This window comes from Streptococcus parasanguinis (assembly GCF_040908565.1).
In the GTDB taxonomy this organism is placed as follows: domain Bacteria; phylum Bacillota; class Bacilli; order Lactobacillales; family Streptococcaceae; genus Streptococcus; species Streptococcus parasanguinis_AC.
The window spans coordinates 11546-36212 of record NZ_JBDGEA010000006.1 but is presented as its reverse complement, the minus strand read 5'-3'; the positions used below and the strand labels follow the sequence as shown (position 1 = coordinate 36212).

At 40.1% G+C, this 24667-nt stretch carries 31 protein-coding genes and 2 tRNA genes; all 33 read right to left on the bottom strand.

Features of this window, described 5'->3' with window-relative positions:
* Positions 1–54: 54 nt before the first annotated feature.
* Positions 55–142: transfer RNA gene (locus tag AB5Y61_RS04285), tRNA-Ser, on the bottom strand.
* Positions 143–488: 346 nt separating this feature from the next.
* On the bottom strand, positions 489–1802 hold the full coding sequence (locus AB5Y61_RS04280) for a hypothetical protein (protein WP_368403285.1): 1314 nt from the start codon (positions 1800–1802) through the stop codon (positions 489–491).
* 33 nt (positions 1803–1835) lie between these two features.
* Complete coding sequence (locus AB5Y61_RS04275) at positions 1836–2582, bottom strand: CHAP domain-containing protein (RefSeq protein ID WP_368403284.1); 747 nt, start codon at positions 2580–2582, stop codon at positions 1836–1838.
* A 9-nt stretch (positions 2583–2591) separates the two neighbouring features.
* Complete coding sequence (locus tag AB5Y61_RS04270) at positions 2592–2921, bottom strand: phage holin (RefSeq protein WP_368403283.1); 330 nt, start codon at positions 2919–2921, stop codon at positions 2592–2594.
* Positions 2905–3369, bottom strand: a complete 465-nt coding sequence (locus AB5Y61_RS04265) for a phage holin family protein (RefSeq protein WP_368403282.1) — start codon at positions 3367–3369, stop codon at positions 2905–2907. The genes AB5Y61_RS04270 and AB5Y61_RS04265 overlap by 17 nt, the downstream gene beginning before the upstream one ends.
* An 18-nt stretch (positions 3370–3387) precedes the next feature.
* On the bottom strand, positions 3388–4059 hold the full coding sequence (locus tag AB5Y61_RS04260; protein ID WP_368403281.1) for a hypothetical protein: 672 nt from the start codon (positions 4057–4059) through the stop codon (positions 3388–3390).
* Positions 4059–4280 carry a hypothetical protein gene (locus tag AB5Y61_RS04255; protein ID WP_368403280.1) on the bottom strand — a complete coding sequence of 74 codons (222 nt, stop codon included), beginning with the start codon at positions 4278–4280 and terminating at the stop codon, positions 4059–4061. The genes AB5Y61_RS04260 and AB5Y61_RS04255 overlap by 1 nt, the downstream gene beginning before the upstream one ends.
* An 11-nt stretch (positions 4281–4291) precedes the next feature.
* Positions 4292–7699, bottom strand: coding sequence for a phage tail spike protein (locus AB5Y61_RS04250; protein WP_368403279.1), 3408 nt, complete (start codon positions 7697–7699; stop codon positions 4292–4294).
* A 32-nt stretch (positions 7700–7731) separates the two neighbouring features.
* Positions 7732–8457, bottom strand: a complete 726-nt coding sequence (locus AB5Y61_RS04245; RefSeq protein WP_368403278.1) for a phage tail protein — start codon at positions 8455–8457, stop codon at positions 7732–7734.
* Complete coding sequence (locus AB5Y61_RS04240) at positions 8451–11543, bottom strand: phage tail tape measure protein (protein WP_368403277.1); 3093 nt, start codon at positions 11541–11543, stop codon at positions 8451–8453. Before AB5Y61_RS04240 ends, AB5Y61_RS04245 begins: the two co-directional genes overlap by 7 nt.
* 278 nt (positions 11544–11821) lie before the next feature.
* Complete coding sequence (locus AB5Y61_RS04235; RefSeq protein WP_070594916.1) at positions 11822–12220, bottom strand: hypothetical protein; 399 nt, start codon at positions 12218–12220, stop codon at positions 11822–11824.
* A 15-nt stretch (positions 12221–12235) separates the two neighbouring features.
* Positions 12236–12808: a major tail protein gene (locus AB5Y61_RS04230; protein ID WP_368403276.1), complete on the bottom strand. Its 573-nt coding sequence runs from the start codon at positions 12806–12808 to the stop codon at positions 12236–12238.
* 11 nt (positions 12809–12819) lie between these two features.
* Complete coding sequence (locus tag AB5Y61_RS04225; protein ID WP_049483850.1) at positions 12820–13143, bottom strand: hypothetical protein; 324 nt, start codon at positions 13141–13143, stop codon at positions 12820–12822.
* Positions 13140–13487, bottom strand: coding sequence for an HK97 gp10 family phage protein (locus AB5Y61_RS04220; RefSeq protein ID WP_070594919.1), 348 nt, complete (start codon positions 13485–13487; stop codon positions 13140–13142). Before AB5Y61_RS04220 ends, AB5Y61_RS04225 begins: the two co-directional genes overlap by 4 nt.
* Complete coding sequence (locus AB5Y61_RS04215) at positions 13484–13783, bottom strand: phage head closure protein (RefSeq protein WP_021152936.1); 300 nt, start codon at positions 13781–13783, stop codon at positions 13484–13486. Before AB5Y61_RS04215 ends, AB5Y61_RS04220 begins: the two co-directional genes overlap by 4 nt.
* Position 13784: 1 nt before the next feature.
* Entirely contained in the window at positions 13785–14051 is a 267-nt protein-coding gene (locus AB5Y61_RS04210) for a hypothetical protein (protein ID WP_368403275.1), read from the bottom strand.
* Position 14052: 1 nt separating this feature from the next.
* Positions 14053–14391, bottom strand: coding sequence for a hypothetical protein (locus AB5Y61_RS04205; RefSeq protein ID WP_368403274.1), 339 nt, complete (start codon positions 14389–14391; stop codon positions 14053–14055).
* An 11-nt stretch (positions 14392–14402) separates the two neighbouring features.
* Positions 14403–15575 carry a phage major capsid protein gene (locus tag AB5Y61_RS04200; RefSeq protein WP_368403273.1) on the bottom strand — a complete coding sequence of 391 codons (1173 nt, stop codon included), beginning with the start codon at positions 15573–15575 and terminating at the stop codon, positions 14403–14405.
* Complete coding sequence (locus AB5Y61_RS04195) at positions 15572–16150, bottom strand: HK97 family phage prohead protease (RefSeq protein ID WP_368403272.1); 579 nt, start codon at positions 16148–16150, stop codon at positions 15572–15574. The genes AB5Y61_RS04200 and AB5Y61_RS04195 overlap by 4 nt, the downstream gene beginning before the upstream one ends.
* A complete protein-coding gene (locus AB5Y61_RS04190) occupies positions 16137–17339 on the bottom strand; it encodes a phage portal protein (protein ID WP_368403271.1) in 1203 nt (400 codons plus the stop codon). Before AB5Y61_RS04190 ends, AB5Y61_RS04195 begins: the two co-directional genes overlap by 14 nt.
* A 20-nt stretch (positions 17340–17359) precedes the next feature.
* On the bottom strand, positions 17360–19090 hold the full coding sequence (locus tag AB5Y61_RS04185; RefSeq protein ID WP_368403270.1) for a terminase large subunit: 1731 nt from the start codon (positions 19088–19090) through the stop codon (positions 17360–17362).
* Entirely contained in the window at positions 19083–19475 is a 393-nt protein-coding gene (locus AB5Y61_RS04180) for a P27 family phage terminase small subunit (RefSeq protein WP_195422981.1), read from the bottom strand. The genes AB5Y61_RS04185 and AB5Y61_RS04180 overlap by 8 nt, the downstream gene beginning before the upstream one ends.
* A 170-nt stretch (positions 19476–19645) precedes the next feature.
* Entirely contained in the window at positions 19646–19978 is a 333-nt protein-coding gene (locus AB5Y61_RS04175; protein WP_195422979.1) for an HNH endonuclease, read from the bottom strand.
* A gap of 114 nt (positions 19979–20092) precedes the next feature.
* Entirely contained in the window at positions 20093–20296 is a 204-nt protein-coding gene (locus AB5Y61_RS04170) for a hypothetical protein (protein ID WP_347087750.1), read from the bottom strand.
* On the bottom strand, positions 20293–20814 hold the full coding sequence (locus tag AB5Y61_RS04165; RefSeq protein WP_368403269.1) for a DUF1642 domain-containing protein: 522 nt from the start codon (positions 20812–20814) through the stop codon (positions 20293–20295). The genes AB5Y61_RS04170 and AB5Y61_RS04165 overlap by 4 nt, the downstream gene beginning before the upstream one ends.
* Positions 20815–20952: 138 nt before the next feature.
* Positions 20953–21495, bottom strand: a complete 543-nt coding sequence (locus AB5Y61_RS04160) for a site-specific integrase (RefSeq protein WP_049483908.1) — start codon at positions 21493–21495, stop codon at positions 20953–20955.
* Between the two features lie 42 nt (positions 21496–21537).
* Positions 21538–21610, bottom strand: a tRNA-OTHER gene (locus tag AB5Y61_RS04155).
* 99 nt (positions 21611–21709) lie between these two features.
* Entirely contained in the window at positions 21710–22114 is a 405-nt protein-coding gene (locus tag AB5Y61_RS04150) for a transcriptional regulator (protein ID WP_368403268.1), read from the bottom strand.
* A 280-nt stretch (positions 22115–22394) separates the two neighbouring features.
* Positions 22395–22649, bottom strand: a complete 255-nt coding sequence (locus AB5Y61_RS04145) for a hypothetical protein (RefSeq protein ID WP_368403267.1) — start codon at positions 22647–22649, stop codon at positions 22395–22397.
* A gap of 57 nt (positions 22650–22706) precedes the next feature.
* Entirely contained in the window at positions 22707–23237 is a 531-nt protein-coding gene (locus tag AB5Y61_RS04140) for a DUF1642 domain-containing protein (RefSeq protein ID WP_368403266.1), read from the bottom strand.
* A gap of 1 nt (position 23238) precedes the next feature.
* Positions 23239–23685 carry a hypothetical protein gene (locus AB5Y61_RS04135; protein ID WP_368403265.1) on the bottom strand — a complete coding sequence of 149 codons (447 nt, stop codon included), beginning with the start codon at positions 23683–23685 and terminating at the stop codon, positions 23239–23241.
* Positions 23685–24167 (bottom strand): DUF1642 domain-containing protein, encoded by a 483-nt coding sequence (locus AB5Y61_RS04130; RefSeq protein ID WP_368403264.1) that lies wholly within the window; start codon positions 24165–24167, stop codon positions 23685–23687. Before AB5Y61_RS04130 ends, AB5Y61_RS04135 begins: the two co-directional genes overlap by 1 nt.
* Positions 24160–24663 (bottom strand): MazG-like family protein, encoded by a 504-nt coding sequence (locus tag AB5Y61_RS04125; RefSeq protein WP_368403263.1) that lies wholly within the window; start codon positions 24661–24663, stop codon positions 24160–24162. Before AB5Y61_RS04125 ends, AB5Y61_RS04130 begins: the two co-directional genes overlap by 8 nt.
* Between the last annotated feature and the right edge of the window lie 4 nt (positions 24664–24667).

Sequence of the window (24667 nt, the reverse complement as noted above, 5' to 3'; positions counted from 1 at the left end):
GGGACTCTTTATTGTACAAAAAAACACCACTGCTACACAATGATGTCTCAACAACGGAAGACATGGGATTCGAACCCACGCACGCTATTACACGCCTACCGCGTTTCCAACACGGCCTCTTAAGCCTCTTGAGTAATCTTCCATGAATAATAAATATGGAGCCGGTGGGAGTTTCTAAAACTCAATCATATCGCTATTTTTAGATTTTAGGGTCTGCTTTAGGTACTGACTTCTAAAAATCCACAAGTTCATTGCTCACATTGTTAGTTTAGCATAGCTTTCAAGAAAGTTCAAGTTTTATTTTTTATCTTGGACATAAAGGGAAGTTATTTAAATAGGAAAAGATTTTTTTGATAAGCATTTGAGTTTATAACAGACATCTATGAAATTTTCCGTTATAACAGAAAAGAGCCACGAGGTTTCTAATCTGGAACTAGTTTCAGACAAGGGTAATAAAAAAGCCCTCCCAATTTGGGAGGGTGTGTGTCTTATTGTAGACTTTCCGGCCACGGGTCATCTGTCGTGTACGACATATTGGTGAAACGTAGGTCTCCAATGTCTCGATCTGTTGGAACAGGATCATCGAACTGTAAGCGGAGCTGGTTGTTATCTCCATACCCGCCTAAGTACCATGTCCCAAAACGTTGGCCCTTGTCATTCGTCATAACCCCCAATTTTGAGGTAGGGGCACGGAAGCCGGAAGGGACGCTGTTAACATTCAAAATCACCACATTTCGCTCACGGTCGCTTCCTTGCGGAACGTAACCGGGCGCACCTCGTCTCTTAATGCCAAACCAACCCCACGATAGACCACCGAAGCTAATTTCTACCGTGGAGTTTACGCGTCTAAACTCAACATACGCATTAGATTGAGTTGAACTGATATTTTTGGGCTTACATTTAACATCGCCAAACAATACGGCCCAAGCGCCAAAACCAGTCCCCGGACCTTTCTTGATCCACTTTACCGCTCCATTTTTAGCCGTGGTGTCGGTGTATATTGTGCCGATGTCAGCATTGATAGCGTATGGGAAGCCTTGACCTTTTAGCTCTGTGCTTGCACTGCTTCCAGCTCCGACCGATCGTTTCAACTCTTCAAGATCGTTTTTGCTTGCAAGCTGGCTTGTGTCAATCGTTGGCAATTTTGAGCGTGTGACAAATGGATCACCGCCATTTTCAAGTTTATCATCTATCAGGGCATCAATTCCAAGTTCTAGATGTTTGTCCTTGATGTTAGTTGTCATCTGAGATTGAAGAGCGCTGTAGGTCACAAATGTTTGATACGATTGATCTGATGTCAAATAGTTTGTTAAGTTAACCGTCTCTGGATCTGCTTGTGGCCTATTTTCTAGTGTTTCAATTCTCTTGATGATTTGGCTGTCGTTGTATGGTTGAATTTGGTGTGTGGTCATGTAAGTGGCTATTTCTTCCTGTATGTTGACCTTATCAATTTCAACAATGTCGCTTATTTGATAATTTTCAATAGATTGAATTATATCAATTTTAGCACTCTTGTCACTAGGGAAGATAAAGCCATCACATTCAACCTCGACTTGATAGATGCCGGGAGGTAGAATTTTTTCAAGTTTGAATTGAATTCTTGAATTCTCTACAACAGCTACAATTGTTTTCTTTCCTTTGGCATTTGCGATTTTTATATTAGCGTTTTTGCCTTCAAGAGAGCTGACTTTGTTTCCATTATAGTCTAGTAATTCGTATTCAAAAATAGAAGAGAAGTCACCTTGTTTGATGACTTCACCGCCTTTTGTCTGTTTCAGATTTGTTGAATTTTTTTCACTCATCTAAATCCTCTCGTTCTAACATGCTATATGGATCTATTTAAAAGATCCAAAGTCTGTGATGCGTTGCCCGTTTTCGGATTGCCCCACAGCTACATATCTACGATTTCCGGAACCGCCAATGTAAGAGATCCAAATATAACCATCATTATCAATCCATCCATCATAGATGATTTCTTGACCTGCACTATATACTGCTACAATTTCAGCGCCAATCCCTGCTTCTGCTCGTACGTTTAGAGCAGAAACCTCAACAGTGAATGTTCCTGTTTCTGGATTAAAACCGTTTGATTCAATTGTCAATGGTTCTGATGGTTCTGGCTGTTCAAATGCTACAGATGTTCCATCAGTTGGGAAATAGAACCATCCAACGATTCCATCAAAGTTGCGTGTATTGTATCTTGCAGGCCCTCCTACATACAGAGAATCAGCATTTCCATCAATGTTCTGTTCAATGGTTCTCATAGTGACTCCATCACTATCCTCAATTACAATTCCTGTGTGACCATAAGGATGACCATACAGATATTGTGTATCCATGACGAAAATGGCCCCTGCTCGTGGATTGACTCCTACTGCATCATATACTACTTCATACCCTAACCCAGCGGCTGAATTAAGTAGGTCAATAGCATTTCCCCAGAGAGCTTTCCCGAAAAAATTGATAGAAATTGAATTTGGTAGGTCCACACATTGGGTTCCGTATGCACCATCTGCATCAGCTCCCACACCTTGATTGGCCAAAGATTCTGAATAACTTAAAATATCATTTGTTGCTACCATTTTTGAACCTCATTTCTTCCATTGTTCATTGGCTTTTTTTACAGCGGCTTCAATAAATGTGTTTAATTGGTCATTGGTCAAATTGATGTTATATGCTTCTAGCCCTTCGATCAAGCTAGTCTTAGCATGCTCCATTTTATCCTTGCCGTGGATGTCCAATGTTCCTGCCACTTGTTCAGTGGCATTTACAGCGTTGTTTGCAAGAATTTCAGCAACTTCAATGGCTTTCTTGCCACCACGAGTCAAGAGGTATTTCTTGACTGCTTGGACAACAATTCCAACCAAAATTACAAGAATACTCATTGCGCTACTTGTTACAATATCAGTGATTTGATTCATTTTTCTTTTCTCCTTTTTTGATCAATTTGTTTGGCTCTTCCAAGCCATATTTTAACTGAAATTTTTCATGATCAATATTTTGTTTCACAAGGTGATCTAGACCAGGAATTTCAACTCCTAGAGCTGAAAGGCTGGCAAGAATGCTGGAACCGTATGCTGCCATCATTGCGACAATAAAAGCATCAACTACAGGCCCAAGATTCATATAAAGAGCGAATGGATAACCAATGGCTACAATTAAAATCATAGCTGTGTGGCTCACCAGCCCTTTTCTCCATTTTCTACTTGAAAACTCATGATAGGCCCACGCTCTAGATACTCCTATAACGATATCTAGAGCAACAATGGCCATCAATAGAAATACAATCATGTGTTCATCAATTCCGTGATCATAGAAGTCACGGACTACTTCAATAATTCCAAAGATTCCATCTGGTTCTTTATACATCAATCACACTCCATTCAATTATGATTCAGGCTGTGCTACCGGTTGAGTTTCAAGATCTCCTGATGGCTTATTCTGCTTCTCTTCTTTGGGAACTTCCCAATTGTAGATTGCAAGTTTCCCGTTTTGAAGAAGTGGGCCTTTCAAGTCTTTGATGGATTCGCCATTATAGACAAAATCATAGTTGACTTGTACCAGCACACGTTTACCTTCACTGTATTTTTCAGTGTGGTCTGGGTCAATCAAAGTGAAGATGTCATGTTGTTTGTAGGCTTTACCTACTTGAGCAGCTTCCACAAGTTCAAGCGCTCGCTTGTAAAGAGTTGGATCAAGTGGATTATCTTGATTGGTCACAGCTACAAGTACAGACCAATCAGCAAGTGCTTTGTTATTTTGAATTAGGACATCTTTCTTTTCGTTTTCCTGAGTGAGTTCTTGAATTTTATTGATGGCATCCTTATTGGCATCAACAGACTTGTCAAGCTCTTTCTTGAGGGCCACGATAGCGCCAGATGGGTCTAGTTCCATCCGGACAAGATTCAAGATAGCATCCACAAGGGTTGCTTCTTCATCTCCCATGCGGTTATTTGAAAGGGATTCTTCAAATACCCGGTATGGATAATCTTGCTTGATGGAAACCTTTGTGGTATTCGCTACGGGGTCATAGGATTTGAACTGTACTTTATAATTCATTAAGCATTTACCTCATTTTTGTTTTTAATTTCTTCAAATAGGTCCTGCAAATCTTTGTCAGATTCCAGAACAGAGCGATATGTTTCCAGCTCTTGAATGAGCTGTGCTTTCTCCTGCTGTGCTTCTTTTAAGCGTGCTTTGAATTCAGCTTCATTGATTGATTTACTAGCTAATTGACTAGCTAGATCCGTGATGATTGATATATAAGTATTTTCTTTCATTTTGTTCCTTTCTATCTAAAACCATGTGCATTAACAACTCCTTCAATATGTCTTTTGACATCTTTACTTTTGAATTCGCTGTATTTAACCATTTGCCCAAAGCAAGTTATTAGATCCCATAAATATTGCCCGATATCGACGCCACCATTCATATAGAAATGTTTTGAATAAACTCCTTCTAGGAATTTATCCCCACGTCCGATAAAATGTTTTACACTATTCTCATTCTGTGGAATAAGATATGTATTTCCGTCATTAGTGTTATTATGGAAATTCCAAGGGCTACGATATCGCCCGTTATTGTAGATAAGTACACGGTCACCAATGAGTTCCGTAAGGCTTTCTTCTGCGCCATTACCTTTCCCTGACCACAAACGAATTCCTGCGAAAGTTTCATTATCGTGCCGCTCAACTTCTTTAGGATCTTTGTTATGATTTGTTCCGAAAACCATAAGAGCGGCATTCCTGTCCCTGAATTGTTCAGCAACAAACCCACTTTTCATCAACTTGATGAATTGTGATGAATTTGTATCGTCAATCCTGCGAATGGTTCCAGTGTTAGAATACATATTCAATGTCCCATCACTTAAATCAAAAACAGTTGTCCCATTGTTAGCACTCAAGCGGCCGCCTTTGATATGTTCAGCAGTAAAGTCAATTGACCCTAATTGGGTGATGAATGCTTTCTGTGATGTCAATTCTCTGATGAAAGCTTGATTTGAGATCAGTTTATTTATTAGAGCATAGTCGACTAGTAGCTTATCTGCTGTCACTGCATTGCTGGCCAGAATCTGAGTGGTTACTGAGCCAGATTCCATGTGACCAGTTCGGACGCTCTGGGATGCCAGATGCCTGCTTGTGATAGATCCATCAACTACCATGTCACCCTTTACCTTGATCAATTGAGCAATCAAAGCAATGGCTTCTGGTTCCTGTACCAGTAAGGAGCTGATAGTCCTTCCGTTGATGGTCTTACCTGTACCGAATGAGATTTGACCATCAGTGATGTTGATGTCTGTTTTTCTCAACATATCACCCATACGATTAGTGATTGTTGTGAACTGTCCGTCTACTGTTTGCTTGTATTCGGCAATCTTTGAAGATATGACTTGATCATTGTTTTGTTTTAAATCTTCGAATCTTCTTGTGATCCCAGCAACATCCTCAGTGTATTGTGACTTAGCAACATAACCTTGCGCTAAAATCTGTCTAGTCGCTTTCAGGGCGTCTAAGGCAGCTTTCTCCGAATAGGTCAGCATGCGTTGCTCAAGTTCACCGCTTGGACCAGTCTTGGTCTCTAATTTAGTTAATTGAGCGGATAGGCCTTCCACTGTCCTTTCAAACGTTGCTTGTGCTTGCTCTACCAAATAATTTTGATCTTCTGGAGCAGGCTGCCATTTACGGTCATTGGTACCTTCGTAGAAATCAAGCTCAGCCATAAATAGACCAGCCCATTTATTTGGATTGTTGCGTTCGTACTCAAATTGAAGATAACCATCATCAAAATTTCCAACATTAAATTGGAAAGATTTCTTGATTGCTTTTGAATCGTTAAAAACAGGCCCGTCTGTATATTGTGGCTTCCCGTCAAATACCAATTGTTTCTCTTCAAAATCTGCTGTTGATCCTTTTTTACGCTTACAGAAATATATTCGGAAATATTTAGAGTTAGTATCGAATCCAAGGATATTCAACACATAGTCGACGTTTTGCTTTACAATAAAGCGTGGGCTTTGTACGACTGCGCCAGGAAGCAATTCAAACATCCTCTTCTGGCCATTGAAGTAGAATTGATGGGCTGTGAATGCTAATTTGTTATTAGCTTCAGTCCAATATTTCAACCCCTCATCTGCCCTTGAGTTCCTGAGCATGTTAGGGCCACCACCAACACCGATTGTGGTGAACTCTTCTTTGACTCCTGCCACTGTCTGCTCAACAAATGACCGATCAGCTTTGCCATTCGTTACATTGGTCAGGTCAGAGATAGCTTTTTCTGTGGTCTGTTCAAATCGTGATTGTGCGCCTTGGACTCCTACAAATTGGCTTTGTGTTTGATCTTTGAAGTCATTGATTATTTTCTTGATATCTGCATCACTGGCCTTTAATTGGTCAGTAGTAGCCTTAAAGCCTTCCATTTTGACTTCAATGCCATTGTATTGAGCCTTAAACTCTTCCACAATTTCATTTTTGTTAGCTTGGTTTGCTGCTTTGATCTTCTCAGTGACTTGTGCTGAGATCTCCTCTTTGACCACTTCAGCTTGTGCTTTGGCTTGCTCGATTCCATCAGTGATCTCTTTCTCCAAAGCTCCTGCCTTGTCTTCAAAAGCCCTGTTAGCATTGTCAACCAATACTTTCAATTTCTTGTAGTATTCATCATCCTCTTGAGTCTTTTGGACTGTATCAAGGATTTCAGATGCTACATCAGAAATTCCATTTGAGCCTGATAGGCCTCCACCGTGACCAGCCTTGTCATCGAATGTAAGAGAGATATACTCTTCTGACAGAGCATCATAGACATAGCCCACAGCTTTTTTCTTCAACATGACATCATGCTTCAAGCTCATGAGGGCTGCTGTGTCACCAAGATGGACAGTTTGCCCATCAAGCTCATAAGCTTCAATTTTGATCTGATCAGTGGGCTTGTCAATATTCCCATTCTTGAACTTGGCTTCACCCCATTTTCTCAGTTCTTCCTCTGTAGTAAGATCATTGTTCTCATACTCAGCTTCATTGATGTAAGGATAATTTCCGATGAGGGGGCTGTCCACGGTAACTTTCAGAACCGTGTCTTCTTCTGCTCCCTCTGGTTTGAAGGTTGATTTCAGATGCAGTCTTGTGATGATGCTAGAACTGCTCTTGTTTCGTTCATACTGTTTCAGGTTTTGATGTGTGGTGATTACTACACCACGATCAATCCCCCGACTTTTAGGAATATCAATCAGGAAGTTGTCACGAATCATCTCGCCTTCCCAAGCGCCTACGATGGAATGTTTCCCATCCATCAGGATCTTATAGAGCGTTTCATCTTCTGTAGTGTTGAAGGTTCTATTGTCCATGATGTTACTTGTGAAAGAAAACTTCCCAAGTGGTGTCTTGACTGCTGAAATCATAGCATTCAAGGCGATTTGACAGGTTGAGTTTGAAACCTTGATAGGACGAACAGAGCGCTTGAAGATGTCCTCTGTGATGTGCTGACAAGTCAGGCTTACTGTGTCATCTTGCTCGCTGATTTCCTTGATCCGGAATAATTGCCGGCCAGTCACAGGAGTTGGAGCAATGATGAGCATATCTTCCTGAAATTTCTTATAAATTTCAGTGTCCGTGATTGGATAATCAACCTTGAGAGTGTAGCTCACGTTGATTACTTCTTCAACTTCTGCTTTTGTTGCTTCATGGAGTGGTTGACCATTCCATTTCACTGTTTGAACATTTCTGTCTAATAGATATAGAATTATAACCACCCCCAATTAGTTTCAAAGACAAGTGATTGAATACCTGGTCCCAAAACCACACCAACAGTCTTCTGATTTTGGTTAGCGTCAATTGTGATGAAGTCTCCTGACCACTTCACCAGATTCCCTTTCTTGTCCAAAAAGCTTGGATTCTGTGGATCGTTTACCATCACAGCGCTCTCAGATAACTGTTCAAGCTTGATGGTTTGCTTCCCAATCGTGAAGCTAGTCTCAGATGAGCTGTTTCCTTTAATTGTGATTTTAGGGAACGCTAGTGAACTACCTTGGAGCCTGAGAACACCATTTGAAGCGAGAGTTTGAACATCATTGTTCTTCATGTATTTTGTGGGGTGACAAACAAATGTCACTTCCACAGAATACATTTTAGTTTTATCTCTCTGAGTGTCAGACACCTTTGTCTGATAGCAGAACCATCTTGTGAGCTTGTTCTGTTGATTCTCAAGCCAGAAATTCCTTTTTGAGAGAAATTGGACAAATTCAAGGACTTGCAACTCTGTTGGGTTGATGAGTTGAAGAGTGTATTTCTTTTCAATTGCTTCTCTGTGAGGATTCGACTGAACAATATATCCACTAACTCCATCATGGCTCAAAAGTTTGTCCTTTGAGAGACCTACTTGAATTGTAGGACCTTCCAGCACAATCACATCAAATGGGAATGATGAAGTTCCAACTCCATCAATTATCAATTCATTGTACTTTACCATGCAGGCGCTCCTCTCAATTCTTTCTGTCTCCTCAATTCAGCAGCTATCTTCTGAGATACCTTATTAGCGATCTTCTCAATATCTGCTTCTTCTCTGATGATGTTGTCAGAGATGTTGATGTTGATCACGGTTCCTTGTGGATCCATTGTTTGGGCAATGCCTCGACCAATGGCGCTCAAGTTACGTTCATTCAGTGGTAGGACTGCTTCTTTTCCAGCTTCACCACCAACCATGAGGCTATTCCCATTCATGCCAAATGCTGTGGGCTTAGTTAAGATCCCACCTTTGGCATACCATTCAATGCCAATGCTTGGAATCCCTTTACCTTTCAGCCAGTCCATTGGGTTCAGTGATCCACTTGCCTTGAAGTGAGGCAGTGGAATGTGTGGCCACTTGAATTGGAAATTGAAGAAGCCTTTAATTCCATCAATAGCTTTTCCTACTAGGTCTTTGGCTCCATTGATAGCACCCCCAATTGTGTCTTTGATCCCGTTCCAGATTCCTGATGCAGTTGAGCTGATACCGTTCCAGATTCCTGAAATCGTGCTTGAAATTCCATTGAACACACTTGAGACCGTGCTTGAAATTCCATTCCAGATACCTGATAGGGTTGAGCTGATACCATTCCAAATGCTTGATGCAGTGCTTGAAATAGTATTCCAGATGTTAGATAAGATCTGAGCCATTGCATTGAATACAGATTCAGCAATGCTCTTGATACCATTCCAGATACTTTCAGCGATGCCTTTGATAGATTCCCAAGCGCCAGACCAGTCACCGTTGATGATTTGCATCACAGTCTTGATGATGCCTAAAACTACATTGATAGCTGTTTCAACAACCGTCTTGATGGTGTCCCAGACCGTAGAAATTACTGTTGAAATGTTATTCCATGCCGTTTGAATAAATGGACCAAGAACATTCATGACCGTTGTCACTACTGCTGAAATAGCATTCCAAACTGTTTCGGCTGTTTGTCTGATCAATTGCTGATTGTCATTCCACCAACTTGTTAGCGTCCCCCAGATTTGCATTACAAAGTCAGAGATAGCTTTGACAACAGTGTTGATGACTGACATGATAGCGTTCCAGACTGTTTCAACAGCGGTCCTGAATCCCTCATTGGTTTCCCACAAGTGCTTGATAACCAAGACTATTCCTGTGACTGCTGCAATAACAGCAGCTATCACTCCAATGATTGGCAATGCAGCCGCTATCAGCCCTCCTATACTTGCTCCCACAGCAACAGCAGCCGCCTGAAGAGCAAGGAAGATTGGGGCAAGTACACCGGCCACTGTTACAATTGTTCCAAAGACTACAACAAAGTTTTTGATGGGTCCAGGTAAGTTGTTGATCCATTCTGCCACTTTCTTGAAGACATCCACAATGATGTCAAGGGCAGGAGCGAATGTTTCAGCAATTGCACCACCGACCTCAGCCATGACAATTTTCAAGCCATTTTGTGCTGTTGTGAATTTATCAATAGGATCTAGAGTGCTTTCATAAGTTTGTGAAACCACCCCGGCTGACTCTTTAGATGTTTTTCCTAATTCATCAAAGCTCAATGCCCCACGCTTGATGGCATCGACCATTTGAGGGGCTTTCTTAGCACCAAAGATCTCCATAGCGATTCCCATCGCTTCGGTTTCTGATTTGCTGTTCTTGATGGCTTCAATGGTCTCTTTGAGACCTTCTTTCATGGTCTTCCCTTTTTTGGTGTAGACTCCTGCTGCCTTTGTCATTCCTGACAATGCTGCTGATGAGTCAACCCCATGTTGCTCAAGTTGACCAATTAAGGTGACAGCTTCATCAAATTCAAGACCAAGCATCTTGATTTGGGGCGCTCCATCTGTTGCTTTCTTCATCAAGTCATCAACAGAAACCCCTGTGGATTGCGCCACATAAGTGGTACTATCCAATACATCAGAAAGATAGTCAACAGAATATCCGTAGGCTTCCAAGGCTTGCTTGGACTGAATTGTTGCATTCGTGATGTCAGATCCGTTGATTTCTGCAAACTTGAGCATGTCAACAGATGTAGTTTTGAGCGCATCCCCTGTCAGTCCAAATTGAGTGTTAACTTCACCAACCGCATTCCCGATTTTGTTGAAATCAGTGGGCATTTCAGTGGCTATGCCATTAGCAATTCCTTGCATCTGCTCAAGTGATTTGCCACTTGCACCAGTCTTTGTGACAATGGTGTCCATTCCTTCATCAATTTCCCGGAACGCATCTAGAGCGCTTTTCCCAAAATCAACCAACTTTTGACTGATCTCAGATAACTTTTCAGAGAATTGATTCAGTAACTCAGCTTTCAGAAGCTTGTTTGTCTCTTCAAGACCACTGCTGGCTTTCTTCCCTGATTCGCCCAGATTTTCCATCTCATTAGCAAGCCCGTTGAAGGCAGCCTTGGACTCATTTAGTTGAGTTTCTAGCTTATTGACTTCTGTTGAATTTTCGCCATACTCTTGTTTTGCAATGGCAAGTTGTTTCTCAAGGTTCTCGACCTGTTGAGCAACAATCTCACTTTGCTTTCCAATCTTCTGTTCAGCAAGTGCCAGCTTATCTGCTTCACTAGCATTGGAACCCATCTGGCTTTCTTGCAGTTTGAATGAGCTGACAACTTTGTCACCTTCACTGGCAAGACGCTGTTGCTCGTTTTGAAGCTCTTTCAGTTGTTCACGATTGGACTTAGTGGCATTCCCATTTCCGTCCAATGCCTTATTGACATTCTCAAGCTTGTTCTCATAGCCCTTCAGGATGTTCTCTGTCTGGACCACTTCCCGTTGAAATGCACGGTATTGATCAGCACCAATATCACCACTTTTGAACTGAGCTTCAACTTGTGCTTGAGCCTGTCTCAATGTTTCCAATTTTTCCTTGGTTGTTGAGACTTGCTTTTGGAGGACTTCTTGCTTCTGAGCCAATAGAGTCACATTCCCTGTGTCAAATTTCAGAGCCTTGTCAATACTCTTCAATTCTTTTGCTGCTTCAACAGAAGCAGAATTTACTTTTTTCAGGGCATTTTGAAGGGGCTGTGTATCGCCACCAATTTCAATTTTTATCCCTTTAATATTACCGGCCATATTTCCTCCTTTCACATAAAAATATAAAGAGCGCCTAAAGGCTTCTTGTGATCAATTGTCCATCCATTCGATGAACTTGACCTCAGATTCTTCCTCTCAGCACTCTGTTTCAGACTAAAATGAGTCAAAATCTGACTGTGTGGCCTTGCGTGTTTCTGATTTGTTTTCAGTACGCAAATTCACATAATCTGTTTGATAGTCAAGAGCCATTCCAATTGAAATGTGCTTCAGATCATCAATTGTAAGTCCAGTTTCTTTACAGCAAGAAAGATATGATTCTACTGTAAAGATTTCATCACTGGCTGATTCTGACTCATCTGGTTTTTTTTTGATGTCATTGTGTCGTTGATCATTTCCATTAGAATTGGAGCGATGTCCTGCAAAGGAAATTCCTCCATTTCCATGAAAAATTGTTCATAAGGCTTGATGTGTGGATTTCCTGATTTTGTGAAAACCCAAAACAAGCGATTGAAGAAGGTCATGTCAAAATTGGCTAACATGTTGATGTCAACTTCATTGTTGCCATTCTCAGCCATTTGCATGATATTTTGGTTTGAGATCATTCCAAATAAATCTTGGAAGAAATCTTTTCCAAATTCGCTCTTATAAGCAATAGGAGTGTAAGCATTGGTTACAAGCTCATACTCCTTTTCACTAATGATCACACTCTTACGCATTTAAGGCCTCCTTAATTACAAAGCTTGAGTAGGTTCATAGACCTTTTCAAACCATTTCTTATAAACTTCTTGATCATCTGCTGATGTGATGGAACGTTTCACCACTTGATCACCAGGGCGAGGACTAGCATTGAAGCTCAATTCACGTTCATTCACGTTAGTTCCGTTCTTAGTGGATGATCCACTAGAAGGGCGGCTTGCTGAACAGTAATACAGGACATGACGTGTCTTGTTAGCATCGCCAGCGAATTCAAACATAAGAGCAAAGTTGGTTGTCTTTGCATCTGCTTTTTCTGTGACAACTCCTGTTGAAGGGTCTTTGACATCACCCAAAATCTTTGTAGCAAAGGCTTCAATGATGTGTGGGATTTTAAATTTACCTTCATAACCTTCATTTGAGTTGATGAAGTGATAATCAATGTTATCAGCTTTCACTGACCCAGAATCTCCTTTAGGATCCAGGGTCAATTCCATCGCTCCCGGAAACCGGAAAACTGGCCCATAAGTGATCACTCCTGTTTCACTAATGGATTGGATTGGTGCCACATGGACATTTTCAAGTCCATAGGTAACTTTGTTTTCAGTCATTTCTTTCCTCCTCAATATAGATAGACTTCATAAGACTTCACAAACAGTCTTTCTGATTCAATAAAATTTTCTTCTTGAACATCATAAAAGAGCTTATGGTCATTCCACAGCTCTTCTAATCGTTCTTCTAGTTCCTCATCTTTTCTTTCAAAGGCCAATTCCACAGTGACAGCACGGATCTTGTATGATGCTTGATTGTCTGTCCCTGTGATAGATGGCAAGCTTTCAAAATAGATGAGGTAGGGCAGTGAAGGGACATTTCCTTCCCTGAATGCCTTGTAGGTGACTGGCAACCCAGCCTGTTCCAAAATTTCTGCAAACTCTGACAGCTTCATCTTCCAAGCTCCTTCAATTTCTTTTCAAAATTCTCAATAGCGTGATCTTCTGCCGGCTTGATGTGTACAATGCCGGAAACCCGTCCCCCGTTCCTTTTGATATGTCCAAATTCAAGCAAATGAGGGAGACGGTAATTTGTGTTATGCACTACAAAGTTACCTTTCCCCATTTTCTTCTTCTTCCACGTTTTAGCATACTTCCCAAATCGTTTGGGACTTGTCGCTTTCAATTCTTGGACGGTCTCTTCTGCTGTTTCTTCTGCTATTTTGTCAACTTTCTCTTCAACCTCTGTGGAATAATCTGCTAATGCTTGAGCGATTTGACTGGCTAGATCTTGGCTCATGTCATTTTCTCCACTAGAGTCAATTCAAGGATGTTGAGGTTGATTGGATATGTTTTCAAAATCCGGTACTCCTTACCGCCAAATTCAGCAAATTCCTGATTGTCATATTCAAAGCTGTGAATATCAACAATCAGATTTGGACGAATGCCAGCCTGGTTGGCTTGGTAAAATTCGGATCGTGTGATAGATTTTTTCTTACAAAAAATTGTAGTCTTTACTTTCTCAGTCAGATCTTGCTTGAGCTTGTCCTTACCTGTAATTTTAAAACCTATCAATGTGATTTCATCATTCCACATCTCACACCTCTTTCTCGGAAGAGATTTGCAGATTGTGCAAGCGCCATTGAAGGTGACGTGGTAAATCAACACCACCTTCATAGCGATAAGCAGCAAAGTCAACAATGAACATTTCATGGTCAGCACGATCTGGAACCAATTCAACACCCAGATTGTTTGTTAATTCGCTGATGACGCTTGAGACAATCTTCTCTAGTGTTTTATCTCGCAAATTTGAAGCAATTCCTAATTTGATTTTAAGTAATTCCACTAACTGACCAGTGTCCATGCTATTCTTCCTCTTTCTTAGTTGCTTTCTTGCGCTTTGGCTTCTCTTCAGTGGTTTCTTCTACTTCCTCAGTAGTTGTTTCCACCTCTTCAGCGGTCTCTTCTGCTTTCTCAGCAGTTTCTTCCACCTCTTCAGCAGCCTCCTCTACTTTCTTAGTAGCTTTCTTTACTACTTCATCAGTGATAAAGATTGAACCTGCTGAATTAAAGCCTGTCAAGAGTCCTTTAACAAACTCTTGATCAGGTTCATAGCCTTTGCGTGGAAACACATCATCAATTTTATATTCATGTTGTTCTTCATCACGCATGTCCTTGAATGGACGGATTACAGTATAGGTCATCTGATACCTCCTTACGCTACAACATCAGTGTATGTGCCAAAGAATCCAGCAGCAGCATCTACTTTCTTCACATCCAAACGGATGAAGAGTCCAAGCAATTGGCCATAGATGTCATTGTTGACCCATTTAACAGATACTTGAGAACGGTCAAAGAGTTTTACAAATTCAGAAACATCACCAATGAAGAACTTCATGTCTCCTTCAGATCCAAAGACTGTATCATCTACCGGGTAGATTGTTTTGCCACCAAATGAGTAGCCTGTAGGTGATGCAACATCCGTTTGAAGCATGTAGCGACCATTTTTGTCTTTCACTTTGTCAAGTGCTGCAAACATTGATTGAGTTACAACAATACTTGCTTTGTAGATTGATTTAAGTTTCTTGTTGTAGATGTCCTTGATGCCATCGAATCCAGCAGCATCTGCTTGAGTTGCTGATTTGAGGATGGTAGCGACCAATGACAATTCAGTGTTTTCACCTTGATTGAATACTTCATCTTCTACGATTGACATGATGTCATAATCTGCATCATCAATCATTTCTTGAGATACAGGGATGTAACCACGGTAAGTCTTGATTGAATAATCAATTTCGCTGATGCTTGGTTTTCCAAGTTCAGGATTGGCTTTCAATTCATCAGTTGAAGCCATTTTGCTGTCTGTCTTCTTGATAACTGGATATTTACCAGAACCACTATTTACTTGAACACGTTGGACAAGATCCAAAAGTGGATTGCGTGTTTTTTCAAGGAAGTGAGGTTTTAACACTTCGGTTGGGATCAAAGCAGCGCTTCCAGAATCAGTTGTTTTGAGACCTTCAATGTCACGAGTTTGACCAGTACGAATGAATTTAGCAATTGCGTCACGTTGTTCCAATTTCTTTCCTCCACGTTGCTCAACATCTTTGAATGTTGGGGCTTTTCGATTGTTTTCATCAACTTGTTTTTGAAGCTCTTCAATTTCTTCTTCAAGTTTTGCTTTTTCTGCTTGTTTTTCTTCCAATTCTTTTTGGATGTCTTCAAGGCTCTTTTCAACCGCTGAAACTTCTTCTTCAGTTTCAGCACGGTCCAGTTTTTCTGCTTCAATTGCAGAACGGTTGTTCAATTCTTCAATTGCTTCTTCCAATTCAACAACCTTATTTGTTTTTGTGCGCATACGTGCGCCCAGAATCAATGCTTTGTTCATAGATTGTATTTCTCCTTAATTTTCATTTTGCGTTCATTTAACGCTTCACTGTTAGCACGTTTCAGACATTCAAAGTCTTTCTTGCGTGCAGAAATTTCAGTCTGTGGATAGGCCGGGAACGTGCAAGGGCTGACCTCAAAGATTTCAAGCTCTAACACGGTATCAAGATAAGAACCATCTTCACGCTCAATAGTGTCCACCTTGATTGGCATAAATCCAAAACTGCATCCAACAATATCCCCACGCTGTACACGGGCATAGGCTCCCATAGCGTCAGGATCATTCCTATTGATGATAATGTCACCATAAAGGCCTTTGTCATCAACTTTGAGATTCACTGTGCTGTTCCCTGTGCGTCCTAATACTATGTTATGATCATGGTTAAACAATGCACGGATGTCAGCATTCTTGATTGCTTCTTCCACTCCTGCACGTTTAATCACTTCAAAATAGCCTGGCCACAGCTCAGTTTCTTCATCGAACCGGATAAAGTAGCCACTCAAAATCAAGTCACCAGATTCTTGTTCTTCTCGTGTCTCAAATTGAGTAGCTATGTATGAATTACGTTTCTTCACTGGCATTTCCTCCTTCCTTGTTTAGTTTGCTCTGATTGCCTAACTCGCCTTGTGGCAGATAGTTTTCAAGAACAATGATTTCATCCATTTCAGGATCCGGAGTCATACCAACCCAATCTCTCCACTCGTTCCTACGCATTGCAGCGCTGTTTGTCATCTGTTGAGCAACAGTTGACAGCTCTGTGATGTCGTAAGAATATAGTGAACGTGGATTGAATTTGAAGTAGCGTGTGGTTGAAGTCAGTAGGTCTCTTGTGAGCGTCTGAGTGATCGTTGTTGCGATGCTCATGATGGTTGTATTTACAAAGTTGTTGTATTCTTCTTTGTTGAAATCTCCTACGCCCAAAACAAAAGCCGGAACTCCTAACATCCCAGCTACTGTCTTCTTATCAATTTCTACTGACTCATTCAAAGCGATGTCATTCAAACTTAATGGCTTCACTTGCTCCACTTCCAGCAAAGCTTCTGGAACAATCCAAGGTTCACCGGACTGGCTTGTGGTCAGATATTTCTTAGCGATTTTCTCACGACCTTCCACTGTTCCAAGTTCCTCACTTGATGAATCCACCTTGATAATAAGGCTTGGAATGTTTTTTCCATTCATGAAGCCTTTCTTGGTCTGTGTAGCCATGTTCAAATTGCGAACAATGTCTTTCAAAGCAAATCTAAAACCGGTCCCAATATAAGGCCGGTCTGGATCTGGATTGATGGCAAAGTGAACCACTTCATCTGGATTGAAATCAGTGTCTCTGAAATGGATCATGTATGTTAGATCATTACTCTTGAATGACACTTCCGACATTGGGAATGGTCTGAGATTGCTGATGTAGTCAGTCATTGGATTATATTCCACATGTAGCACAGAATTTCCGTCACCAAACAGGAGCAAGTCCCGGACAATCTTGAAGATCCATGATTTTCTTGTCATGTGATCACAAGGGTTGATGTCAATCTTACGGGCCAACCCGTCCTTGATTCGTACATCACCGGATTCTGTATTTTCCATGAGCTGAATAGTCATGTTTGAAACCATGTCAGCAATTTTATTGACAGCCATGATCACATCTGGATTTCTTGCTAATGGAATATAGCCATCACCATCATACATGATGCCCAAATCAGAATTGCCAAAGCTTGTGAACATCGTTTGAGACTTCCCACGCTTGAATAATTTGTCAAAGATTCCCATATTTCTCACCTCCTTTCTACCTAATCAAAGTAAGCCATCACATTCTTATTCTTACCAAGGTTAGCAAGTGCCTGAATACAAGCGAATACACTTGCATCAAACAAGTCAATTCTTGCTGTACCGCCATCCCCGTCCAATTTCTCATACTGGACAGCATCATCTACTTTCTCAATGGCTCTGACATTGCTGACACAATACTCATAAGCGTCCGAATGCACATAATAAAATTCTTTATTTTTAACTTTCAATTCAATCCTTCTGAAGCCTTCTGACTTCAAATAGAACAATTGAGGCTGGTCAATCATTTTGAATTTAGCTTGCTTCATTTTGAGCATGAACTCTCTACCAAATTTCCTATCCATACCGACAGCGGCAATTTTGAAGCCCTTCTGTCTCATCTCTATGAACCATTTAACAATGTCATCATAGAGGACTGTTGGAGTGTTGCTCATAGTCAGCCAGCCATCTGATTGCCACCCAAATAGTGGGATTCCATCGTCATTGGCTTTCTTTTGAGCATTGACACGAGGGAAGAAAGCGTGTGTGATACAGATATCAACATCTTTTTCACCATCGTTATACACACCGTATAAAGCAGCAGCGGTCAAGTCATGCAGTCTTGAAAGGTCAGCTCCTCCATACCAGCGAATAGGAAGCTTTGCAAGCTCCTCAATGGTCCAGTCATAACAGTCATCACTAGCAATGAACTCATCAGGATTGAAATAAGCGTTCATTGAGTTTGTGAAGACATTCAGTGTCTTATTGAAGAACTCATTTCTAGTCTGTGGATCATTCAAAGCTTGTTCTGCTTCTTCCTTGAGGGCCTTTAGTGATACAGTTACACCCCATGAAGGATTGGCCATCTTCAACACATTCTCATCCAAGTAGTCTCCCACATCTCCATCTGTTGCCTGATTGGCCTTACAGATGAAGATGAAGAATGAATCATCTTTGACTAGCTCTTTCAACACCTTCTGACAATATTTTAGACGGTTAGCAAGGAAGCCTGTTGGAATGTCCCCGGCTGTTGAAATAACAAAAAGCATACTGTTCCGGTATGCTGACATTGTTTTCTTCATAAGACCGTATTTCTTGGAATTTCTCATGGTATGGGCTTCATCTAGAATGATGACATTCCCATTGAGAGAGTCAAGCCTGCTCTCATCATTGGCCAGTGCTTGGATAAAGAATGAACCCTCCTCACCAAAATTGGCAGTGATGGAGTGTTCTTGGTTGTTGTCCTTAATACGGATGTTCTTGTCATTCCATCGCTCAACATTAAACCTCAAGAATCCAAAGGCTTCCAAGGCTTGCTTGACAGAATTGGCTACGATATAGCATTTTGAACCGCTATCTGTATCTAGAATCTGATAAGCCAGAGCGATTGCAGCAGTGAAGGAAGTCTTGCCATTCTTTCTGGCAAGCATGATCAAGGCTTCTTTGAAGCGTCTCTCATTTGTTCCCTTAATGTAGAAGCCAAAGAGATTGACCACAACAAAATGTTGCCACGGTTGAAGTAACAGTGGCTTGTTACGGATTGAGACCGCAAACATATCATCACCCTGCTGATGGACAATTGTGTTTTCGATAAAATGAACGACAAAATCAACCATGTCTTCATCCATCTCGAATTCTGGATTGTCTAAATCTCTCAGAAAGCGTGATGCTGCCAAAATGTTCTCTTCACAATGCTCTTCCTGATGGTCCAGAACGTGTTGAGCGTATTTTTTAGCTTTGTCCACGTTACCCATCGGATTTCACTCGTTTCTTTTTGATCTCATCCTTGAATTTCAGAACCTCTGTAAGAACTGATCCATTGTCTTGCTCCACTACTTCACCAAGTGATTTAGGATTCATCATCAATTGATTAGAATAGCTGAGTATGTCTTTCCGTAGAATTTCCATCGCTGTCAGGATGGGGACCTTACGTTCATTCTCAGCCCCTGCCTTATTCACATAGACATCTGTGACAGGGTAGCCCATATCAGCATAATCCTGAGCAAGTTTCTGATACTGAAATAGCATTCCTGAAAAGATGTCAATGATCATGTCAAATTCTTTGCGATAAGTCCCAAGCTCTTTCATCTGTTTGATGACTTTTGACTTGATTGATTTAGCTGTGACTGGTTTTGCCAAAAACTAGGCCTCCTTCCCAAAATCCCTTTAGTTTTTATCCCCTTTTTGTCTGGAGGCCTCCGACTTGGAAAAAGTTCCCTTCACCGGTTCCCAGATGCTCGAAAAAAATTTTTTTCGATGGGGGGGATAATCGAAAAATTCAAAAATTCAAAAATTCAAAAATTTGATTTTTACAAAATTTCATTTTTTCGATTTTTGTAAAAATTTAAAAATTCCCTTTTTCGTTTCTTTTGCCAAAAAATTCCTTGACCAATAACTTTATCATTGGTTCTGTCGTGAAAAGTATTGTGTCGCTTGTTAGTAAGTGGCAGGCAATTCCATTCTTGGAATTCTAGTTCAGGATATTCCGATACTGGAAAAATATGATGAACCATTTCAGCCGGTTCTGATATTCCGTACCTCAAACTTTCCTGACAAAGATAATTATGTTTTCTTAGAATCTTATCTCTGAACTTCTCCCACTTCTTTGTCTTCAAAGAAGGTCTGACAATTTTGTTATACATATAATCCTCCTCACACAAAAAGGACAGCCAATCTCTTTGGTCTGTCCCTCTCATACTTGAAAGCTATGCTATCATAATATTTTATTTTATGTGAGAAAACAAGAGCTTATTTTCTCATTTTTTTTGGAATGGTGTTCCTTCCCAATGTACAAGGATACTTGAAACGGTTGTGCAGAATGTTTCATCTTTACAAATTGAATATCCTACAATCTCATATTTTAAACCCGGATTATTCTTGATGTCCATGTTCAATTCATTTACTGCACTTTTTAGTAACGGAATATCTGTGTATTGTTTTATCGTCATACTGTTGTTCATTCCTCTTCCTCAACTTCCTTAACTTCAACACCCTCACAATCAAAGACCCAACCAAACCCGTATTCTTCTAATTCCTTGCGAGTGTGTTCATTTCTTTTTGAACTGTCATAGGTTCTTGCAAAAAAATATCTGTTTATACCTAATCCATAGACTAAAAGGTTTTCTGCAATTTCCCCTTTTATCTTTACTGAATACCGCTTTTCTTTCTCGATCTCGTAGCCAAACTGGTGCATATTGACCAGTGTTTGAAATGGTTTGGTTTCACCACTAATAAACCATTCTTGGAACTGGTTTAATTCTCCATCTTCGTACACTCTAGGAATTATATCGACACATCTAAATAAAGCCGTCTCAAGATCGTCCATATGTTCTCTGTACCAATCGGCAACAAATTGCGGAACTTTGACTTTCTGAGATTTTTTTATTTTCTTCAAATCATCAATAAGAGAAAAGATCTCCACCTTATCCGCAAAATTAGATATTCTTTCTAGTCCACCTATAAATTCATCAAGCTTCATTTTACTCCTCACTTTCACATATCTTATATTTTGTTAAGCTCGCCTTGTTTCTGAAATCCTTTTAGAATATGGCTTTCATTCGTTTGTCTTTTTCTAGCTTATGCTTAACTCATTATGTTAATGTCAAAAATATAAAAATTAAATAACAAAGTTTCTCAAGGCATCATCTAGTTCAGCTTGTTCAATTCCAATATATCTCAGCGTTATGGCTGGAGACGAATGGTTGAACATCTTCTGTAGTGTGCCTACGTCCTTTGTTTTGTTGTAGTATTTATATCCAAATGTTTTGCGCATCGTGTGCGTTCCCACGTTGTCAATGCCTAATTCTTCAGCGGCCTCATGGATGATCTGATAGGCTCGTTCACGAGTGATGGCCTTGTTCCCTCCTTGCCTGCTCTTGAATAAGAAATGATGGAATGGCTTCCCTTCAACATACTTCCTCATTTCTCGTTTCAGCTCTTTCGTCATTCTACGGGAAATCTGCTTGCCAGTCTTTCTTTCTCGTAGTTTGATGTGCCATCCCTGAACATCTTTGACTTTGAGTGTGAGGATATCACCAACACGCAAGCCTGTATTGAGACCAGTGATGAATAGCATGTAATACATTTCATTCCATTCTCTCAGATAGTCTTTCATCGCTTGAATGTCATCCGTGTCTTTAATAGGTGAGACCTCTTCCATACGGTTCCCCCTCTCTATATTAAAATTGATTTTCATAAGGAATTGGGAGTACAGGAATTGAACCTGCATCTGCTGTTTTCCGCCAGCATGCTCTAACCTTTTGAGCTAACTCCCTAACCACTATTAGGAGACTCTCTCATCCATGATATGATTATCATGAACAAGATTATAGTATTTTATTTTGTGTGAGAATACAATAACTTATATTCTCAATTTATAGTACACCTTTCATTCTGGCATACGTTTCCAAGATGCCAGCACGCTTGCGGTAAATTGTAGCATTGCTGACAAATTGCTTTTCTGCAATTTCTTCCCAATCAAGATTTGCTTGTCCCCATCTTAGGTAGAAGATGTCAAGCTGTTCTCCTGTCAGTTGCTTCTTAAAGGATTCAACAGTCTCTTTGAACAGCTCAAGATTCTTCAGAGTCACATCAGTAGCAAATTTCATGACTGTGTTTTCCGTTGGTTTGCTGATTCCAGACTTACCACCGCCAACAATATCATCACCGTTCTTTGCCATCAATTCCGCCTTGCGTGTCCAGATTGCCCTGTCAATTCCACGATAATTGAATAATTCTTGATCAAGGTTAAACAATTCTCTGTTGTTTAATTTCTTCATTCAGTAACCTCTCTTTGATAGATTTCTACTATCCCTTTCCCTTTTAGTCTCTCACAATGAGCAAGAGCTTCATGTCTTGTCTCAAATTAAGCTTCAGTGTATTCAGCTAAATGTTTAGGATCAATCCAGCTTGAATGACCGTGATACTTTCTTACAACATACATCTTCATTTCTTTCTCCTGTTTTTAAAAGCTATCACGCTAGCCCAGATCAGACCAAAGAGCCAGACTGCTGAGAATAATAAATAGATAAAATTTTGTAGATTCATGTTAATCCCCATCTATTTGTTATACAGTATTACATTGCTTGAGTGAGTGTAATATACCTCGCCATTTTCAAAAGTCACACGAACGCTATCTTGGTCGTCATATTTTGCCCATTGCTTTACTTCACCTTCGACAATTCGTCCGTCAACTAGTCTAATTTTTGCGTATTTGAAAGTAAAAGTTGTTCCAAGAATATCTTTATTTCCACACCCCGATAGTGTTATAAAAGACAAACAAACAAAAACTGTAATCAATAATTTTTTTATCATATTTCTACCTCTTCCCCTACTTCAATATTTTATATCGTTCTTCACTCTGTGTTTCTGTCATCCTTCTACCTCCTCAACTTCAAACAGTGGGCTGTTGAATACTTCCCCAAACCCAGCATCTTCTAGTTCTTTGCGGGTGTGGTGTCCTATTTGATGATCTATCTCATAGATTGAAGAAAAAAACCATTTTTTATTTCCTTTGTCAAAAACTAAACAGCTATTTAAGTACACTCCTTTAGCTTTCACAAGATACCGCTTTTCTTTCTCAATATCGTAACCGTTTTTCCAAGCTCTCACAAATAAATTCCAATTTGAACGGACCCATTTTATACATGTTATCAAGTCCCATTCATAGACATTAGATGAATTTTCTGGGAAATTGTAGAATGGATAATAGGCTGAACGCAAACTCATGTTATTGGTTTTACAGAACTCAATCCAATCTGCTACTGGTTGCGGTATTACGGCTTTAGGCGATTCTTCAAGTTGCTCAATAAGGGAAATGATTTTTATTTTTTCAATGTTGAATCTATCTCCATTAAGTCTATCTAATTTTTCTATTCGTTCTATCAACTCTCGATTATCCATTTTATCCTCCCAAATTACTAAAAGGGACCTCCCACTGATATTCATCGTATTCATAACAAATATCTTTGGTAATTTCACCTTTTGTAATTTCAATTTCCTGAGTGAATTCCATGCCACACTCAAATGTAAAAATTTTAATGTCAACATCAAACTTGCTTGAAATTTTTTTATAATTTTCTGGAATAGCACTCCATGCTTGCTTGAAATTATCCAGTTCAACGGTACAAAATTCTTCTTCAAACCAAACTTCTATTTGCTTTTTATCAATAAACGCTCGTCTTGTTCCATTGATGTAAAAATAGGGAGCTGTGTTGTTGAATATAAGTAGAGCGCCATCCCATTTATCTTCTAGTGTCACAGTGTCGTTTAATAGCATTTCTTTCAATGCTGATGCAATATTTTCGCTTTTTCCTCTTAATTTAAGAGATCCTTCGGCCCAATTTGGCATTATTCTTTCACCTCCTTGATCCAAATTCCCGGACAATCAAACACCCAACCAAAGCCGGCTTCTTCTAATTGTTTTCTAGTAAATCTTTCAAGATCGCCATACACTTTTTCAAAATCAAGACGATCCTCACCCTGTCTGTACACAGTTTTCAACGACTGTCCATTACACAATATCACTTCATACTGCTTATCTTCCTCGACTGTGTAACCGTCCAGCCAAGCACGGACAAAGAGTTCAGAATTATCCCAATACCATTCTGCAATTATATCAGACATGCATGCATCTATTGAGTAGGACAGCGTATGACTTAGTTTTTTCTGTTCTGTGATAAAATCCGCCACAAACATTGGGATCTCTACTTCCTGCGTTTCGTCTAGCAACTTAATCAATTCCAACGTTGTTAATTTATCAATCATCGGTCTTGGTCTGCTACAATCTGAAGGTAAATGATTGATACTCTCAATTAACTCCTGCTTATTCATGTGGCAAATCCTCTTCTTTTACGAATGATCCATCAATCCATTTACCCTTGCGATCTTTGATCTCGTTATAGGCGCCTTTGAAACATTCCAGGAATTCATATCCTAAAATATTTCCGATTGATTTCAAGTAGGCTACAATGCGCACAAGGTTGTGGCGACACATTTTTTTACTTGCTAAATCTTGAGATAGTTGAAACTCACTGATATTGGCATTTAGCAGTTTGAAGCAGTCCATTGCTTCTTTTCGTCTAATGTTATTAGACTCTTTAAAGATGCTCTGTACATCCTCTTTGATCAGCAATGCTAAACCTACAACTACTACAGCACAATCACCAATGCTGTCTTTTGTTAGTGCTTCATTCTTTTTCAAGAATCCTGCACATAACTCACCAAATTCCTCACTTAATTTTAAGGACTGTTTATCTAGCCGGCCCCCGTTTTCTAGATCTCGATCAATAAACCATTGTTTTACTTTGTTTAAAATTAAATTCTCCATTTTT

What these genes read in the sequence shown, in the direction of transcription:
- AB5Y61_RS04280 (WP_368403285.1), bottom strand. Translation starts at nt 1,802, where the DNA reads ATGAGTGAAAAAAATTCAACAAATCTGAAACAGACAAAAGGCGGTGAA.
- AB5Y61_RS04275 (WP_368403284.1), bottom strand. Translation starts at nt 2,582, where the DNA reads ATGGTAGCAACAAATGATATTTTAAGTTATTCAGAATCTTTGGCCAAT.
- AB5Y61_RS04270 (WP_368403283.1), bottom strand. Translation starts at nt 2,921, where the DNA reads ATGAATCAAATCACTGATATTGTAACAAGTAGCGCAATGAGTATTCTT.
- AB5Y61_RS04265 (WP_368403282.1), bottom strand. Translation starts at nt 3,369, where the DNA reads ATGTATAAAGAACCAGATGGAATCTTTGGAATTATTGAAGTAGTCCGT.
- AB5Y61_RS04260 (WP_368403281.1), bottom strand. Translation starts at nt 4,059, where the DNA reads ATGAATTATAAAGTACAGTTCAAATCCTATGACCCCGTAGCGAATACC.
- AB5Y61_RS04255 (WP_368403280.1), bottom strand. Translation starts at nt 4,280, where the DNA reads ATGAAAGAAAATACTTATATATCAATCATCACGGATCTAGCTAGTCAA.
- AB5Y61_RS04245 (WP_368403278.1), bottom strand. Translation starts at nt 8,457, where the DNA reads ATGGTAAAGTACAATGAATTGATAATTGATGGAGTTGGAACTTCATCA.
- AB5Y61_RS04240 (WP_368403277.1), bottom strand. Translation starts at nt 11,543, where the DNA reads ATGGCCGGTAATATTAAAGGGATAAAAATTGAAATTGGTGGCGATACA.
- AB5Y61_RS04235 (WP_070594916.1), bottom strand. Translation starts at nt 12,220, where the DNA reads ATGCGTAAGAGTGTGATCATTAGTGAAAAGGAGTATGAGCTTGTAACC.
- AB5Y61_RS04230 (WP_368403276.1), bottom strand. Translation starts at nt 12,808, where the DNA reads ATGACTGAAAACAAAGTTACCTATGGACTTGAAAATGTCCATGTGGCA.
- AB5Y61_RS04225 (WP_049483850.1), bottom strand. Translation starts at nt 13,143, where the DNA reads ATGAAGCTGTCAGAGTTTGCAGAAATTTTGGAACAGGCTGGGTTGCCA.
- AB5Y61_RS04220 (WP_070594919.1), bottom strand. Translation starts at nt 13,487, where the DNA reads ATGAGCCAAGATCTAGCCAGTCAAATCGCTCAAGCATTAGCAGATTAT.
- AB5Y61_RS04215 (WP_021152936.1), bottom strand. Translation starts at nt 13,783, where the DNA reads ATGTGGAATGATGAAATCACATTGATAGGTTTTAAAATTACAGGTAAG.
- AB5Y61_RS04210 (WP_368403275.1), bottom strand. Translation starts at nt 14,051, where the DNA reads ATGGACACTGGTCAGTTAGTGGAATTACTTAAAATCAAATTAGGAATT.
- AB5Y61_RS04205 (WP_368403274.1), bottom strand. Translation starts at nt 14,391, where the DNA reads ATGACCTATACTGTAATCCGTCCATTCAAGGACATGCGTGATGAAGAA.
- AB5Y61_RS04200 (WP_368403273.1), bottom strand. Translation starts at nt 15,575, where the DNA reads ATGAACAAAGCATTGATTCTGGGCGCACGTATGCGCACAAAAACAAAT.
- AB5Y61_RS04190 (WP_368403271.1), bottom strand. Translation starts at nt 17,339, where the DNA reads ATGGGAATCTTTGACAAATTATTCAAGCGTGGGAAGTCTCAAACGATG.
- AB5Y61_RS04185 (WP_368403270.1), bottom strand. Translation starts at nt 19,090, where the DNA reads ATGGGTAACGTGGACAAAGCTAAAAAATACGCTCAACACGTTCTGGAC.
- AB5Y61_RS04175 (WP_195422979.1), bottom strand. Translation starts at nt 19,978, where the DNA reads ATGTATAACAAAATTGTCAGACCTTCTTTGAAGACAAAGAAGTGGGAG.
- AB5Y61_RS04170 (WP_347087750.1), bottom strand. Translation starts at nt 20,296, where the DNA reads ATGAACAACAGTATGACGATAAAACAATACACAGATATTCCGTTACTA.
- AB5Y61_RS04165 (WP_368403269.1), bottom strand. Translation starts at nt 20,814, where the DNA reads ATGAAGCTTGATGAATTTATAGGTGGACTAGAAAGAATATCTAATTTT.
- AB5Y61_RS04160 (WP_049483908.1), bottom strand. Translation starts at nt 21,495, where the DNA reads ATGGAAGAGGTCTCACCTATTAAAGACACGGATGACATTCAAGCGATG.
- AB5Y61_RS04150 (WP_368403268.1), bottom strand. Translation starts at nt 22,114, where the DNA reads ATGAAGAAATTAAACAACAGAGAATTGTTTAACCTTGATCAAGAATTA.
- AB5Y61_RS04145 (WP_368403267.1), bottom strand. Translation starts at nt 22,649, where the DNA reads ATGATAAAAAAATTATTGATTACAGTTTTTGTTTGTTTGTCTTTTATA.
- AB5Y61_RS04140 (WP_368403266.1), bottom strand. Translation starts at nt 23,237, where the DNA reads ATGGATAATCGAGAGTTGATAGAACGAATAGAAAAATTAGATAGACTT.
- AB5Y61_RS04135 (WP_368403265.1), bottom strand. Translation starts at nt 23,685, where the DNA reads ATGCCAAATTGGGCCGAAGGATCTCTTAAATTAAGAGGAAAAAGCGAA.
- AB5Y61_RS04130 (WP_368403264.1), bottom strand. Translation starts at nt 24,167, where the DNA reads ATGAATAAGCAGGAGTTAATTGAGAGTATCAATCATTTACCTTCAGAT.
- AB5Y61_RS04125 (WP_368403263.1), bottom strand. Translation starts at nt 24,663, where the DNA reads ATGGAGAATTTAATTTTAAACAAAGTAAAACAATGGTTTATTGATCGA.